11 protein-coding genes and 2 tRNA genes are annotated in these 15,857 nt (G+C 60.2%); 10 read left to right on the top strand and 3 right to left on the bottom strand.

Going from position 1 to position 15,857, the window contains the following annotated elements; all coding sequences use genetic code 11:
- Positions 1-326: 326 nt before the first annotated feature.
- Entirely contained in the window at positions 327-527 is a 201-nt protein-coding gene (locus AB5Z02_RS05895) for a YbfA family protein (RefSeq protein WP_005334863.1), read from the bottom strand.
- Positions 528-739: 212 nt separating this feature from the next.
- On the opposite strand from AB5Z02_RS05895, the gene AB5Z02_RS05890 reads away from it, so the two are divergent.
- On the top strand, positions 740-1,033 hold the full coding sequence (locus AB5Z02_RS05890) for a hypothetical protein (protein WP_111900519.1): 294 nt from the start codon (positions 740-742) through the stop codon (positions 1,031-1,033).
- Positions 1,034-1,081: 48 nt separating this feature from the next.
- On the opposite strand, the gene AB5Z02_RS05885 is transcribed toward AB5Z02_RS05890, so the two are convergent.
- Both AB5Z02_RS05885 and AB5Z02_RS05880 read right to left on the bottom strand, forming a co-directional pair.
- Positions 1,082-1,155 (bottom strand) — tRNA-Cys (locus AB5Z02_RS05885).
- 57 nt (positions 1,156-1,212) lie between these two features.
- Positions 1,213-1,288 (bottom strand) — tRNA-Gly (locus tag AB5Z02_RS05880).
- Between the two features lie 249 nt (positions 1,289-1,537).
- On the opposite strand from AB5Z02_RS05880, the gene AB5Z02_RS05875 reads away from it, so the two are divergent.
- From AB5Z02_RS05875 to AB5Z02_RS05835, 9 genes are all read left to right on the top strand, one after another.
- Entirely contained in the window at positions 1,538-4,975 is a 3,438-nt protein-coding gene (locus tag AB5Z02_RS05875) for an ATP-binding protein (protein ID WP_162632537.1), read from the top strand.
- 415 nt (positions 4,976-5,390) lie between these two features.
- Positions 5,391-7,076, top strand: a complete 1,686-nt coding sequence (locus AB5Z02_RS05870) for an ABC transporter substrate-binding protein (protein ID WP_005353816.1) — start codon at positions 5,391-5,393, stop codon at positions 7,074-7,076.
- A gap of 118 nt (positions 7,077-7,194) precedes the next feature.
- Positions 7,195-8,178 (top strand): ABC transporter permease, encoded by a 984-nt coding sequence (locus AB5Z02_RS05865; protein ID WP_005334871.1) that lies wholly within the window; start codon positions 7,195-7,197, stop codon positions 8,176-8,178.
- A 1-nt stretch (position 8,179) separates the two neighbouring features.
- The gene (locus tag AB5Z02_RS05860) at positions 8,180-9,100 is read left to right on the top strand and encodes an ABC transporter permease (protein WP_076491356.1); all 921 of its coding nucleotides are present in this window, start codon (positions 8,180-8,182) and stop codon (positions 9,098-9,100) included.
- Positions 9,097-10,116, top strand: a complete 1,020-nt coding sequence (locus tag AB5Z02_RS05855; protein ID WP_005334876.1) for an ABC transporter ATP-binding protein — start codon at positions 9,097-9,099, stop codon at positions 10,114-10,116. The genes AB5Z02_RS05860 and AB5Z02_RS05855 overlap by 4 nt, the downstream gene beginning before the upstream one ends.
- Before the next feature lie 11 nt (positions 10,117-10,127).
- Positions 10,128-11,120, top strand: coding sequence for an ABC transporter ATP-binding protein (locus AB5Z02_RS05850; protein WP_005353824.1), 993 nt, complete (start codon positions 10,128-10,130; stop codon positions 11,118-11,120).
- A gap of 114 nt (positions 11,121-11,234) precedes the next feature.
- Positions 11,235-12,968: a glycoside hydrolase family 9 protein gene (locus AB5Z02_RS05845; RefSeq protein ID WP_111900521.1), complete on the top strand. Its 1,734-nt coding sequence runs from the start codon at positions 11,235-11,237 to the stop codon at positions 12,966-12,968.
- Positions 12,961-13,833 (top strand): BadF/BadG/BcrA/BcrD ATPase family protein, encoded by an 873-nt coding sequence (locus AB5Z02_RS05840; RefSeq protein ID WP_111900522.1) that lies wholly within the window; start codon positions 12,961-12,963, stop codon positions 13,831-13,833. The genes AB5Z02_RS05845 and AB5Z02_RS05840 overlap by 8 nt, the downstream gene beginning before the upstream one ends.
- Positions 13,818-15,683, top strand: a complete 1,866-nt coding sequence (locus AB5Z02_RS05835) for a beta-N-acetylhexosaminidase (RefSeq protein ID WP_368215552.1) — start codon at positions 13,818-13,820, stop codon at positions 15,681-15,683. Before AB5Z02_RS05840 ends, AB5Z02_RS05835 begins: the two co-directional genes overlap by 16 nt.
- The last annotated feature ends 174 nt before the right edge of the window (positions 15,684-15,857 follow it).

Below are 15,857 nucleotides of genomic sequence, written 5' to 3'. Positions count from 1 at the left end.
CAAAAAGAGTTAAAAAACCCAAAGGAAAACACTCAACCAATTGATTTTAAACAGCTATTTCATCATTGAAAATTTCTCGACGACCACCCATTAATGAACGAAAAAAGTGCCATATGGTGCTTTAACCCCGTTAATCTTCTTCACTGCTTCCATCAAAAGAGATGCGTCAGACATAAAAAAGCCCCGCCAACAGGCAGGGCTGGATGCAACTTTAAAGAAACAAGAAATAAACAATCTGAGTGGTATTGGGAGCCAGGAGTTGCGGCAAACAGATAAAAAAAGAGACAGCTTTGGCTGTCTCTTTTTGCACATGGTGCGAATGGGGTTTAGTAGAAGATCCGCTCGCCACGCTCGCTCATTTTGAGCCACACCGGTTTGGTGCTGGTTTTATTCCAGATCCGGTGCAGATAGCTGTAGAAGCGGGCACGATCGCTGCGAAACAGCATCACGGGGAAAGCCAGAATGCCCACCAGCAATACATAAATGCGACGAAGAATAATCTGAGTCAGGGAAAAGGGATGAAACATGATGTAACTCCTTACTGGTAAGACCACTGAGCAAAGATTACCCCACTCCATGTAGGATTACTACATCACCAACGCATTTTTTTATAAAAAAATGGTGAAAAACGGGAAATACTGAAAACGGGTTACGTCATTAACCAACAGTTAACAAACTTGCGAAAATCGTGCGCTTTGCCACAGTTATCAGGGGAAAAACATGCAGTAGGGAGACACGCATGAAACTGCCGGAAGTGGCACTGCTGGTGCTGATGGTTGCCCTGACACGGGCACAACTGGAGGAGTGGCAACTGAATCGGGAAGATGCCATCGTGCTGGCCGAACGGGGCGTGCCCACCGTCAGCCTGTGGCAATGCGGCACACTGAAGCAACGGATTGCGGATTTCAACCAGCACAGTGCCGAGGTGCAGTTTCAATATCGGGGGCAAAACATGGCGGATGTGAGCCACTATCTCGAGCGCGAGTGGAAACAGGCTGGCTGCGAACAGTTACTGGTACAGCAAGGATACTGACCAAAGCTCAGACTCGAAAAGTGATGATTGAGATAAACAGAGGAAAGATGGAGGCACGTTCCGGAGTCGAACCGGACTAAACGGATTTGCAATCCGCTGCATAACCGCTTTGCTAACGCGCCATGCTGACAAGACTGATTGTCTTGAAAGTGAGTTCCATCGTTGGTGCGATGGAAAATTGGAGCGGGAAACGAGACTCGAACTCGCGACCCCGACCTTGGCAAGGTCGTGCTCTACCAACTGAGCTATTCCCGCGTTACTGCTTTCGTGCCAGTTGCCTGACAACGAGGCGCATTATACGTACCACGAGCGCCAGCACAACCCCTTTTTCGCAATTTAAGCCCTGATGCAGACTGTTTGCTCAGGGTTTAAACGCCTTGCTGCATTTTTCTCCAGCCAGCTGTGACCCACCAAGCGAATTTGGGATAAAGTCGTTGAAATGATTACGCTTTCGTTCGAGACTTGAGCGGCTTAATAACCGGATTCTCAATTGAAAATCACAAGATGAAATGGATCTTCACGCTTCGTGGGCTCAGGCCGCAGTTAATGCTGGCTTTTTTCATGTTGGGCATGGTGCCCTTTTTGGTCATCACCCTCTTCTTCCTATACAGCCACGGCAAGGATCTCACCACCCAGACCTCCAACCATCTGGTCTCCGTCCGTAATATCAAGAAGAGTCAGCTCGAGGATTACTTCAACAACCTCAAAGAGCAGATCATCAACTTCTCCCAGCAGGATTTTGCCGGCAACAGTATCGGCCGTTTCTATGGCTTTACCGGCGCCTTCGAGAAGTTGGGCACAACACCGCAGGAGGCCCGTAGCCGCGCCCAGGCCCGCTATCTGCCCGGCTCCTGGGATCAACTGCGCAAACCGGACAGCCAAGTAGAGATCGAACCCTCCATCACCGCGCTGATCCTCGCCGACGAGATGTATGGCCGGGTGCATCAGCGCTTTCATCGCGGCTATGCCGACATGGTGCGCAAGTCCAACTACAGCGACATCTTTCTGGTGGACCTCAACGGTGATGTGGTCTATTCGGTCACCAAGCACCCTAACTTTGCCACCAATCTGCTCTCCGGCCCCTACCAGGGCAGTGGCTTGGGCCAGACCTTCGCCAAGATCAAACGCCGTCTTGATGGCGGCCAGAAGCCGCAGCAGATCTTCGAATTCACCGATTTTGGCCGCAACGAGCTGACCGGGCAGGTGGTCGCCTACATGGCGGCGCCCGTGATGCAGTACGACTATGTGCGCGGTGTGGTGATTTTCGAGCTGCTGCCGGACAAGCTCAACCAGATCATGGCGGAGCGGGAGGGGCTGGGCGAAACCGGCGAGACCATCCTGATCGGCCCGGACAAGCGGATGCGCGCCGATGCCTGGCTGGCGCCGGAGTTCAGCGTCGAGAACAGCTTCAGCCCCAACTTCCGGCCGCTGCAAACGCCACTCATCACCAAGACGCTCTCCGGCGAGCAGGGTGTCGGGCTGTTCCACTCCTATCAGGATGACGAGGTGCTGGCCGCCTACACCCAGGTGAAGGTGTTCGATACCGAGTGGGCCTTTATCGCCGAGATCTCCACCCGGGAAGCCTATGCCCCGATCCGCCAGCTGGAAACTCTGGTAATTGTGCTGGGCGCGGGCTCGGTACTGCTGCTGATCCTCTTCTCCCGCTGGCTCTCTCACTCCATCACGGCGCCGCTGCGATCGCTGACCGAAGCAGCCGAGCAGGTGGCCGACGGCGCGCTGGATCACCCCATCGCCATCGAGCGCACCGGCGATGATATCGACCGGCTGGCCGAGGCGTTTCGCCATATGCAGCGCTCTGTGAAGGACAAGATCGAACTGATCGAGCAGCAGACCCAGGAGCTGCAACAGCAGGTCAAGCTGACTCACAAGCAGAACCTCAGCCTGCAGCAGGCGGACAAGCTCAAGGATGAACTGCTGGCCAACACCTCCCACGAGCTGCGTACCCCTATTCACGGTATCAAGGGGATGGCCGAGTCGATGCTCGCCAGCCAGCAGGATTTGACCGAAGGGCAGCAAAAGCAGCTCGGCCTCATCATCAAGAGCGCCGATGGCCTAGCCCGTCTGGTGGACGATCTGCTGGACTACCATCAGATGCGCTACGGCCAGCTGGAGATCCACTCCCAGCCCGTCTCATCAAAAGGGGTGATCCGGCTGGTGCTGGATCTCTGCCAGCATCTGGTGCAGGCCAAACCCCTCACTCTGGTGGATATCAGCCCAGCCGAACTGCCGCCGGTGCTGGCCGACGAGCAGCGGCTCGAACAGGTGCTCTACAACCTGGTGGGTAACGCCATCAAGTACACGCCGCAGGGCAAGGTGGTGCTCAGTGCCATCGTCGAGAACAACTTCCTGCGCATCAAGGTCACCGACACCGGCATCGGCATCGCCCCCGACCATCTGGAACATATCTTCGAGCCGCTGGTGCAGATGAGCCCGGAGGTAAGCAAGCAGGGGGCCGGCCTTGGCCTCTCCATCACCCGCCAGCTGGTGCACCTGATGGGGGGCGAGCTGTTCGTCGAGAGTGAGCCGAGCGTCGGCTCTACATTCGCCTTTACCCTGCCCCTTGCCACCGGCAAAGCGGCCAATCTGACACTCGACAGCCGCCAGATCGAGCATCAGCTGGTGCGCCAGCAACCTCTGATCCTGCCGGACTGGGAGAGCGACGATCTGCCCCCTCCCCCCGAGGATGCTCCGCTCATTCTGGTGGTGGATGACGAGCCCATCAACCTGCACATCCTGCGCCATCTGCTGCAGCCCTGCGGCTACCGCATCCTGCCCAGCAGTGACGGCCACGATGCGCTGGCCAAGCTGGCCGAGGAGCCGGTGGACCTCATCCTGCTCGATGTGATGATGCCGACCCTCTCCGGTTTTGACGTCTGCCGTCGCCTGCGCCAGCAACACCCGAAAGATATGCTGCCGGTGCTGCTGCTCACCGCCCTCAACCAGCCCAAGGATATCGAGGAGGGCTTCGGGGCCGGTGCCAACGACTATCTGGTCAAACCCTTCTGCAAGGAGGAGCTGTTTGCCCGGGTCAAGGCACTGCTGGAAGCCAAGGCCGGACGCGCCTCGCTGGTAGAGAACCGGCTATTGAAGCAGGAGATCGAACATCGCCTCACCCTGCAGGAGCGACTGCATCAGGATCAGCAGCGGCTGCTGGCCCTGCTCGGCGAAGGGGCCGACCCCATGATCTTTATCGACGAGCAGGGCACAGTGCTGTTTGCCTCCCGGGTACTGGCGCGCCTGCTGGGACAGGAGCCGGAAGCCATGGAGGGGCAGCCCCTCAATGAGTGGCTCGCCACCCCGCTGCAACAGCAGTGGCCCGACCTTGCCAGCGAACGGGAACACAATCTGGAATTTTTGGTGGCCGGGCAAAAAGATGTGCTCAACGCCCGTGCCCTGCCCATCGCGCTCGGAGGACAGGCCGCTTTCGCCCTCACTCTGAGTACCGAGCTGCGTCAGGATGAGAACCGGGTAATGGCGCTGGAGAACGCACTCAAGAACCTCTCGCGGCAAGCCATCATCGAAGATGAACAGCTGCTGGGCGAGCTGAGCCGCCTGGGTGGCGAGTTCCGTTCGCTGGCCGACGACCTCATTCGCCAGCAGGATGACGAGCCGCTGCGCCGGGCGCTGGTAGAGACCATGCAGCTCACCCTGGATGCATGGCAGCAGGGGACCGGCAAGGGCAAAATTGTGCTGGCAGAGAAGAGCAAGCTGTGGCGGGTCTATATGGACAGATCCAGCCCGCAGACCCGCACCCTCGACAAATACCTGAGTCTGGACACCCTGCCCAAGTCACCACGCTGGAAGACGGTAGTGGCCACCACCGAGTATGTGCTGGGCCACTGCCCGCTCAATGACCACCAGCGCCAGCAGTTGCAGCACAGCGCCCAGACCCTGCGTCAACTCGCCAACCGCAAGCCGTGACACGGCGCCCTAAACGGGCGCCGGATCACAATTGGCAATCTGGTTTCTTTTTATGCAAAACAAAGCCCCGCACAACCCCGAAACCGAGAGCAGATCCAATTCACAAATTTGTCATATACGCCATTTTCACAGCCACTTTTTACGCGAAAGCAAATAACGCAAAGTTATGATTTTAAAAAGATAAAAATCGATTTTGACGAGATTGACGTAACACCGTCAATTTTTACGAAAACAACGAAATCAATAGTTGTTGTTTTCCTGTTAATTCTGGTTTGCTTAGGGCGTTGGAAAACAGAACGACAAAGGTTAGACACCTGACCAACACAGAGGGCCGATTTCATCAGCATGCGAAACCGGTGCTCACACAAAACAAGGCGAACCCTCGGGAATGCCAAAAAATAAGAAAGGAAAACATATGCTTGCCAAAGTATCCAAAATCTCTACCGCTGTAATGCTGGGAACCATGATGCTTGCCGGTGCCGCCGGTAACGCCATGGCCGCAGAAAACAAAACCGTGCTGACCATGGTCGCACAGCAGGAAACCGCCTGGGTCAAGAACTTCAACCCCTTCCTGCAAGCGGGCTTGCTGCACACCACCCGTCACTTCATCTATGAACCGCTGGTGATCTTCAACGATATGCAAGGGGGCAAACCCGTCTATCGTCTGGCCACCAACTATGCGTTCAGCGATGACCTGAAATCCGTCACCTTCGATCTGCGTGATGGCGTGAAGTGGTCTGACGGCGAAGCCTTTGATGCCGATGACATCATCTTCTCCTTCAATCTGGTCAAGGCCAACAAGGCGCTGGATGAGCGCTCAATCTGGACCCAGATCAAGAGCGTCGAGAAGCTGGCCCCCAACAAGGTCAAATTCGACCTGACCGAGGTCAACACCAACGTGGTGAACGACCTGGTGCTGGTACCTATCGTGCCGGAGCATCAGTGGAAATCGGTGAAAGATCCGGTTGCCTTCACCAACGACAAGCCGGTTGGTACTGGCCCCTTCACCGAAGTGGACAACTTCTCCGCCCAGCTCTATACCCAGTGCCGCAACCCGCACTACTGGGATAACGCCAACCTCGCCATCGACTGTATCCGCATGCCGCAGATGGCCACCAACGACCAGGTGCTGGCTGCTGTCATGAAGGGTGACATCGACTGGTTCGGCTCCTTCGTGCCGGATATCGAGCGCCTCTACGTCGGCAACGATCCGAAGAACAACAAATACTGGTTCCCGGCCTCCGGTACCGTGGCGTTCAACGTCAACTTCCAGACCAAGAACCCGGGCAATAACGAAGCCTTCAACGACATCAACTTCCGCCGCGCCTTCTCCATGGCGATGGACCGCCAGTCCATGGTGGATATCGCGGGCTACGGCTACCCCACCGTCAACGAGTACCCGTCAGGTCTGGGCAAAGCCTTTGACTCCTGGAACAACCCGGAAGTGGACAAGAAGTACGGCAAGTACAACAAGTTCGATCTGGAAGGGGCCAAGGCCCTGCTGAAAGAGGCAGGCTACAAGGATTGTGACGGCGACAAGTTCCTCGACACCCCGAGCTGCAAAAAGATCGAGTTCAAGGTACTGGTGCCGAACGGCTGGACCGACTGGGTCAACACAGTACAGATCGGTGTAGAAGGGCTGCAGGCGCTGGGCCTGAACGCAAAGACCGCCACCCCGGAAGCCACCGTCTGGACCGAGAACCTGATCACCGGTGACTTCGATGTCGCCCTGCAGGGTTACTTTGCCGGTGCCAACCCGCACAAGTACTTCGAGACCGCGTTCCACTCCCGCAACATGGGTGACCGTGGCAACCGCTTCGCCGCGCCCCGTTACAAGGATCCCGAGCTCGACAAGCTGATCGATGACTTCACCCAGACAGCCGATGCGGCCAAGCAGAAGGAGATCATGTTCGCCATCCAGGATCGTGTTGGTGCCAACCAGACCATCATTCCGGTCTTCAACAACCCGACCTGGTACGAGTACAGCACCAAGCGCTTCAACGGCTGGTTCAGTGCTGATAACCCGGTAGCCAAACCTCAGCTCCACCCGGACACCCCTGAGCGTCTGCTGCACGTGTTGTCCCTCAAGCCAAACAGCTAAACAATCCCGGCCCCCTGCGGGGGGCCATCTTCCCCGTTAATCCCCTTCTTGCCCGACTTTGCCGGGGTTGGGGTAGCTATACCCGACGCGGGGCAGACTTGCAGTAAAAGGTACTATCATGGGATTCATACTGAGACGCTTTTCCTTCTATCTGGTTGCCTTTCTGGTAGCCGCCACCATCAACTTCCTGTTACCCCGTGCCATGCCAGGGGATCCTGTCTCCGTGATGTTTGCCCGCGCTGGCGCCATGATGGAACCCGCCGCCCTGGAAGCCCTCAAAGCCACCTTCGGCTTCGTCGACGGCCCCATCGGCACCCAGTTTCTCACCTATGTGAAGAGTGTCTTCACCTGGGATCTCGGCACCTCGGTGCGCTTCTACCCGCAGCAGGTCTCTGACGTGCTGGGCCGTGCCATCGGCTGGACCCTGTTTCTGGTCGGCACCTCCACCATCCTGAGCTTCTCCCTCGGTTCCATCGTCGGCATCTTCGCCGCCTGGTATCGCGGCGGCCGGATGGACAGCATTCTCTCCCCGCTCACCCTGGTGATGCAGGCTATTCCGCCGGTGGTGGTCTCCCTGCTCGCCCTGTTCCTGTTCGGGGTCAGCCTCGAGTGGCTGCCAATCGGCTACGCCTACAGCCCGGAGATCAAGGCTGACTGGGGCTGGGAGCACATTAAGAGCATCATGACCCACGCCATCATGCCGGTGCTGACTCTGGCCGTGGTGCAGGTGGGGGGCTTTCTTATCACCATGCGCAACAACATGATCAACCTGCTGGGCGAGGATTACATCACCATGGCCAAGGCCAAGGGGCTCTCCAGCAACCGGGTGATCTTCAACTACGGCGCCCGCAACGCCATTCTGCCCAGCGTCACCGCCCTCTCCATGGCGCTCGGTTTCGTTATCGGTGGCTCCCTCATCACCGAGGTGATCTTCAACTATCCCGGCCTGGGCCTGACCCTCTATCAGGGCATTCTGGCCCGCGACTACCCGCTCATTCAGGGGCAGCTGCTCATCATGACCATCACCATGCTCAGCTTCAACTTCCTGGCCGACGTGCTCTACGTCTTCCTGGATCCCCGTCTGCGTACAGGAGGCAAATAAGATGCGTATGCCGACCATTCTCAAAATCCTGCTGGGCAACAAGAAGGCTGCCTGTGGCCTCGCCATCGTGGTTGCCTTCGTACTGATGGCCCTCTTTGCCCCCATTCTGGCCAGCAACGAGCCGACCAAACGGGTGGCTCGCCCGCACCAGCCGCCCAGTGCCGAGTTCGTGATGGGTTCAACCCGCATGGGCCACGATATCTGGGCCCAGTTCACCAACGGTGCCCGTATCTCGCTGCTGGTAGGCTTCAGCGCAGGCCTGCTGGTCTGCACCCTGGCCGTCGCCATCGGCATCACCGCCGGTTACTTCGGCGGTCTGGTAGATGAATGCCTCACCTTCCTGATGAACGTGGTGCTGGTGATCCCCAACCTCCCCTTGCTACTGGTGCTGGCGAGCTTTATCGGGGAGGCGTCGCCGGCGGTGATTGCCGTGATAATAGGGTTGACCTCGTGGGCCTATGGCGCGCGGGTCATCCGTGCCCAGACCCTGGCCCTGCGCGAGAAGGAGTTCGTCATCGCCGCAGAAGTGTTGGGCGAGCCGGCCTGGCGCATCATTCTGGTGGAGATCCTGCCCAACCTCATCTCCATCATCGGGGTGAGCTTTATCGGCTCCATCATCTACGCCATCGTCACCGAAGCGACCCTGGAGTTCCTGGGGCTTGGCGACCCGACTGTGGTGAGCTGGGGCATCATGCTCTACAACGCCCAGACCTCCAGCGCCATTCTGGTCGGCGCCTGGTGGGAGATCCTGGCCCCCTGCTTCGCCATCGCCACCCTGGGTGCCGGTCTGGCCCTGCTCAACTTCGCCATCGACGAGATTGCCAACCCGCAGCTGCGCTCCCACAAAGGGCTCAACCGCTGGAAGAAACTTGCCACCCCGGTCGCAACACCACTCTCTGCCGCACAGGAGAAGACAGCATGAACAAGCATCCCCTGCTGTCAGTACGCAATCTTTGCGTCGACTACATCACCGAAAATGGCGACGTGCGCGCCGTCAACTCGGTGAGCTTCGATATCAGACAGGGCGAGATCTTCGGTCTCGCCGGTGAGTCGGGCTGCGGCAAGTCCACCGTCGCCTTCTCGGTGGCCCGGCTGCACAAGCCGCCCGCCTACATCAGTGGTGGCGAGATCCTGTTCAAGGGGGAGAACATCCTCCATTACAACGACGAGCGGCTGCGTTCCTATCGCTGGCAACAGGTGTCGGTAGTGTTCCAGTCCGCCATGAACGCCCTGAACCCTGTGTTGCGGATGGAGGAGCAGTTCTGCGACGTGCTGCTGGCCCACAACCCCGGCATGACCCGTTACGAGGCGATCAAGCGCGCCCAGGAGCTGCTCACCATCGTCGATATCCACCCGAGCCGGCTCAAGGATTACCCGCACCAGTTCTCCGGCGGCATGCGCCAGCGGCTGGTGATCGCCATCGCCATGGCGCTCAACCCCGAGCTGCTCATCATGGATGAGCCGACCACGGCGCTCGATGTGGTGGTACAGCGGGAGATCCTGCAGAAGGTCTATGCCCTGAAAGAGAAGTTCAACTTCTCCATTCTGTTCATCACCCACGACCTCTCCCTGATGGTGGAGTTCTGCGATCGCATCGGCATCATGTATGCCGGTGAACTGGTGGAGGTCGCCCCCTCCAAGGCGATCCTGACCGCACCGCTGCACCCCTATACCAGAGGGCTGGGCAACTCCTTCCCGCCCCTGCACGGGCCGAAGAAGGTGCTGGAGGGGATCCCGGGCACCCCGCTCAACCTGCTGGAGGTGCCGGTCGGCTGCCGCTTTCAGGCCCGCTGCGGCAAGGTGCACGATCGCTGCCGTCAGGAGTACACCAGATTGGCCGAGATCCGCCCCGGGCAACAGACCGCCTGCCACCTCTATGAGGAGCAGGGACTGCAACAAGATTCCGTGATCTATCTGGACAAGGCCGCTGGCTGTTAAGGATGTCTGTCATGCAAATCGCCAAAACCGATGCACCCATCATCGAAGTCCAGCACCTCTACAAGGACTTCCCCATCAACTCCAATGCCATCAAGAGTGGCAAGATGCGGGCGCTCTCCGACATCACCTTCAACCTGCACCGGGGTCGCGCCCTGGCGGTGGTCGGGGAGTCGGGCTCCGGCAAGAGCACCATCGCCAAGATCATCGCCAAGATGTACAAGCTCAGTGCCGGGCGCATTCTCTATCGCGGCCACGATCTGGAGGAGTTCAACAAGGGCACTGCCCTGCTGGACTATCGCCAGAGCGTGCAGATGGTGTGGCAAGATCCATTCGGTTCGCTCAACCCGACCCACACCATCTATCACCACATCGCCCGCCCCCTGCTGCTGCACAGCAAGGTGATCGACAAAAAAGAGCTGCCCGACATGGTCTACGCCCTGCTGGAGAAGGTGGGGCTCACCCCCGCCAAGGCGACGGCGGCCAAGTATCCGCACCAGCTCTCCGGCGGCCAGCGCCAGCGGGTCAACATCGCCCGCAATCTGGCAGTGGAGGCGGAGGTTGTGCTGGCGGACGAGCCGACTTCCATGCTCGACGTCTCCATTCGCATCGGCATCCTCAACCTGATGGAGCAGATGAAGAATGAGCTCGGTGTCTCCATGCTCTACATCACCCACGACATCGCCACCGCCCGCTATGTGGCGGAAGATCTGGCTGTGATGTATGTAGGGCACATGGTGGAGTGGGGCGAGGTGGACGAGATCCTGCACCACCCGCAGCACCCCTACACCCAGCTGCTCATCTCGGCGGTGCCCGATCCGGAGAAGAGCATCCACGCCGAGCTGGAGGGCGGCCGCAAGGGGGAGATCCCGCTCTGGACGCCGGAATCCTGTGGTTGCCCCTTTGCCGGGCGCTGCAATCAGGCGATGCCCCGCTGCAAGGAGGCGCTGCCCCCCATCACCAAGCTTGCCGACAACCACTTCGTGCGCTGCTACCTCTACGAGTGAGGGTGAGCCTTAGACCGGCCGGACAACCCTGTCCGGCCATGCCTCGATACGGGGCGGCCACAGCCCCGTGATGTGCCTCACCGCCCGGCGGTGAACCACAGGAGTAATACCTTGATGGAACTCTTGATCAATCAGGTGGGCTACGAGTGCGACGGACACAAGGTCGCCCTGTTGCAAACCTCCCCCGCCCCTGATCTCGGCGGCTATGTCAGGCTGCAACGCCTCGACGATGGCCAGATCCTGTTTGAAACCCCGCTGCAACCGGCGGGCAGCGTCCCCGGCTGGCAAGGCCGCGCTTACTGGCGTGCCGACTTCTCCGCCTTCAAGGAGCCCGGCCACTATCGGCTGGAGGCGATCACTGCCCAAGGCATAGCCCGCTCGACCCGCTTTGCCATCGGCCAGGATCTGCTGGCCAGCCGCTGCCTCTCGGACGTCATTCACTACTTCAAGGGGCAGCGCGCCAGCGGCACCTTCGATCGGGCCGACCGCAGCGCCCGCCTGTTTGGCACCGACCAGCACAAAGATGTGCACGGCGGTTGGTTCGATGCCAGCGGCGACATGAGCAAGTACCTGAGCCACCTCTCCTACGCCAACTACCTCAACCCCCAGCAGACCCCCATGGTGGTGTGGGCCCTGCTCAAGTGCCGGGAACTGCTGGCCCCGCGCCGCGATATCGACGGGGTGAACCTCTGCAAGCGGCTCAATGACGAGGCGCTGCACGGCGCCGATTTCCTCTGCCGGATGCAGGATGAGTCGGGCTTCTTCTACATGACCCTGTTCGACAAGTGGAGCAAGGATCCCGCCCAGCGCGAGCTGTGCGCCTATGCCACTCAGCAGGGGCTCAAGTCCGCCAACTGGCAGGCGGGTTTTCGCCAAGGGGGCGGCATGGCCATCGCCGCGCTGGCCCGCGCTGCCCGCGAGAGCGTCAGTGGCGACTTCGATGCCAGCCGCTACGCTGAGGCGGCCAAACGCGGCTACCTGCATCTGCGTGAACACAACCTCTCCTATCTGGATGACGGGGTCGAAAACATCATCGACGACTACTGCGCCCTGCTGGCAGCGGTAGAGCTGACCCGCACCTTCGGCTCCGAGTGGCTCAATGAGGCGAGAGTCCGTGCCAGCAAGCTTTGCGCCCGCCAGCGCCCTCATCCTGAGCTGGGTCACTACTGGTCGGCCAACGAGGATGGCTCGCGCCCTTACTACCACGCCGCCGAGGCAGGCCTGCCGGTGCTGGCGCTGCTGGAATATCTGGGGGTAGAGCCGGATCAGGAATACAAGGCTAGGGTACAAACCGTGGTGGAGCAGGCGCTGGCCGCCGAGCTGGCGCTCTGCGCCCGCGCGGGCAACCCCTTCTCCCTCGCCCGCCAATATGTCAAAGGGGTGGATGAAGCGCCGCGCGTCAGCTTCTTTATGCCCCACAACAACGAATCCGGTTACTGGTGGCAGGGGGAGAATGCCCGCCTCGCATCGTTGGCGGCTATGGCCTTTGCTGGCGCCCGTCACTTCCCCCGCCAGAGCCAGCCGCTGCTCACCTATGGCCAGCGCCAACTCGACTGGATCCTCGGGCAGAACCCCTTCAACGCCTGCATGCTGGCGGGCCACGGCATCAACAACCCCGCCTATACCGCCGGGTATCCCAATGCGCAGGGGGGCATCTGCAACGGCATTACCGCCGGATTCGATGACGAAAATGAGGTGGCCTTTATTCCGGAGGAGTACAAGGATCGGCTGGATCAGAACTGGCGCTGGGGTGAGCAGTGGATCCCTCACGCCGCCTGGTTTGCCCTGGCCATCAGCTGGCAAAATGCCCAGAGTGATCGACATGAGCAGGGAGGTCGCCATGATTGAGTACTGGGTCGGCGTCGATGGCGGGGGCACCCACACCCGCGCCCGCATTCGGGATCGGGCGGGCAAGCTGCTCGGAGAGGGGCGCGCGGCCGGCTCCAATCTGGAGCTGGGCATCCCCCATGCCCACGCCAATGTGCTGGCCGCCATCGCCAGCGCTCGCCTTGCCGCAGGGCTCGGCATCGAGAGCGAACAGCAGATGGGGGTCGGGCTGGCGCTCGCCTCCGCCGAGCTGGCCGACTGCTATCACGCCCTGCTCGAGATGCCCTTCCCCTTTGCCAGCGTCAGGCTTACCTCCGATGCCTTCGGTGCCTGCCTCGGCGCCTTTGGCGGCCGTGAGGGGGCCATTCTGATCGCAGGTACCGGGTCGGTGGGGCTGGTCTATCAGGAGGGGCAGATCCGCACCTGCTCCGGCCGCGGCTTCCCCATTTCAGACATAGGCAGTGGCGCCTGGCTGGGGCTGCGCGCCATCCAGCAATCCCTGCTCTGCCACGACGGCATTCTGCCTCCCAGCACCCTCGCCATCCGCTTGATGGATCGCTTCAAGCGGGATCAGGCGGAAGTAGTGCGCTGGGCCGCTCGAGCCATTCCGGCCGACTATGGCCACTTTGCCCCCTGGGTATTCGATGCCGCCAGCGATGGCGACGAGCTCGCCAACCAGCTGCTGGACGAAACCCACGAACAGCTGCGGATCCTGCTGGAGGGGATGACCCAGCTCGGTGCCAGCCAGATCGCCCTGCTGGGGGGGATTGGCACCCGCCTCGCTCCCCGTCTCGGCCAGCTCAACCTGATCCCCCCCCAGGCAGATGCGCTCGATGGCGCCATCCTGTTTGCCCAATCAGAGGATTTTCCATGTCTACACCCCTGATCCACACCCAGGTAGCCCGACGTGACGGCGAGGATGTCTGGTTCACTTTCACCCTCTCCCACATGCCGGATACCCGGTGGAAGCTGCACTTCTGTCTGGCTCGCCATATCGACCCCGATTCCTTGCAAGGGGGCGAGCTGGAGCGCCAGAGCGGCAGCTACAAGGTGATTGTCCCGAACGCTGGCAGCTGCGAGCTGCGCTTTTGCTGCCGCCAGACCCCTATCAAGAAGCTCTCCGACATGCCGCAGGGCTTTTTCCTCAGCTTGCCGGAGGCGACTACGGGTGCCCAGCTGCTGCCGGTGACGCTGGCAGCTCAGGATCTCGGACTGGAAAACCCGCCGGTAACCCGCCCCGATCTGCCGGATGTCGAGCCTCTGCCCGGCATAGTGCCGCAACCGGCCCATCTGGTACTGCTGGAGGGGAACTTCCGGCTGGCCGAGCGGGCTCATGTCAGCGCTCCCCGCGATGTACCGAAATTGCTGGCCCACTTTAACGAGCTGACGTCGCTGGCGCTGGAGCAGGATCACGACGCTGAAATCCGGCTGACCGAGGCCAAACTGGCCCCCGAAGCCTATCAACTCACCATCACGCCGCAGAAGGTGGTGATTGCCGCCGCCGACGAAGCGGGCTGGCGTCATGGGCTGGTCACGCTGGCCCAGTGGTATCTGCAGCACGGCGAGAGCCTGCCCTGCCTGACGCTGGAGGACAGCCCGCGCTTTGGTTTTCGCGGCATTTTTCTCGACTGCGCCCGCCACTTTCACAGCACGGCAACCATCAAGCGACTACTCAAGCTGATGAGCCTATACAAGTTCAACCGCTTCCACTGGCATCTGACCGATGACGAGGGGTGGCGCCTCGAGATCAACGCCTTCCCCGAGCTCACCACCGTGGGTGCCTGGCGCGGCCATGATCTGGCCATAGATCCGCAGCTGAGCGGCGGCCCCAACCCCTACGGTGGCTACTACACCCAGAGCGAGGTGCGCGAGCTGGTGGCCTATGCCGAAGGGCTTGGCATTACCATCATCCCCGAGATCGACATTCCGGGTCACTGCCACGCCGCCATCAAGGCGCTGCCAAAGCTGCTGGTGGAGGATGCTGATCGCTCCCGCTACCGCTCGGTGCAGCACTTTGACGACAATGTGCTCAACCCCGCCCTCCCCGGCACCTACCGTTTTCTGGAGGCGGTGCTGGACGAGGTGTGCGAGCTCTTCCCCGGCTCCCAGATCCACATGGGGGGAGATGAAGTTCCAAGCGGCGTCTGGACCGACAGTCCCGCCTGCCAGCAGCTGATGACCGAGCAGGGTTACGCCGACTGCCGCGAACTGCAGGGCCATCTGTTGCGCCACTGCCAGCGCTATCTGGCCGCCAGAGGCAAACAGATGATCGGCTGGGAGGAGATCCTCCATGGGGACAAGGTGAGCCGCAAAGCGGCCATCTGCGCCTGGACCAGCTTTCAGGCGGGGCTGGATGCGGCCACGGCCGGTTATCCGGTGGTGATGGCGCCCGCCCAGTTCCTCTATCTCGATCTCGCCTGGAGCGCCGATATTCATGAACCCGGCCTCTACTGGGCGGGTACCCTCAATCTGGAGCAGATCTACTCGTGTGACCCTGCCCCAGCCGATTTCCATGCCAACGATAACATCCTCGGGGTGCTGAGCCCCTTGTGGTCAGAATTGATCACCAGCCGTGATCGTCTCGACTACATGTTGTTCCCGCGTATGCTGGCCACGGCCGAGGTGGCCTGGAGCGATCCCGCCCACAAGGGCTGGGAGCACTTCGCCGCCCGCCTGCCGGGTCAGCTGCAGATCCTCGATCAGTTGCAGGTGCGCTACCGGATGCCACAGAGGTAATGTTGTCTCTACTTTGGCGGCCAATCGGCCGCCTTTTTTACGATTAGCCAACAAAACATCAACTTCCCCCTACCATTCATCCGCCATTATTGGCAAAATCCAGCCCCCAATGAAGCTGGTCTGCCTCCTGCTGGCGCGAGCCTGCGGCCACCTCCAGATCTGCCACAATAACAA

Source organism: Aeromonas sp. R2-3 (assembly GCF_040908375.1).
GTDB lineage: Bacteria > Pseudomonadota > Gammaproteobacteria > Enterobacterales > Aeromonadaceae > Aeromonas > Aeromonas veronii.
Note: the sequence above shows the minus strand (reverse complement) of the source record. Positions and strands in the feature narration are given on the sequence as shown.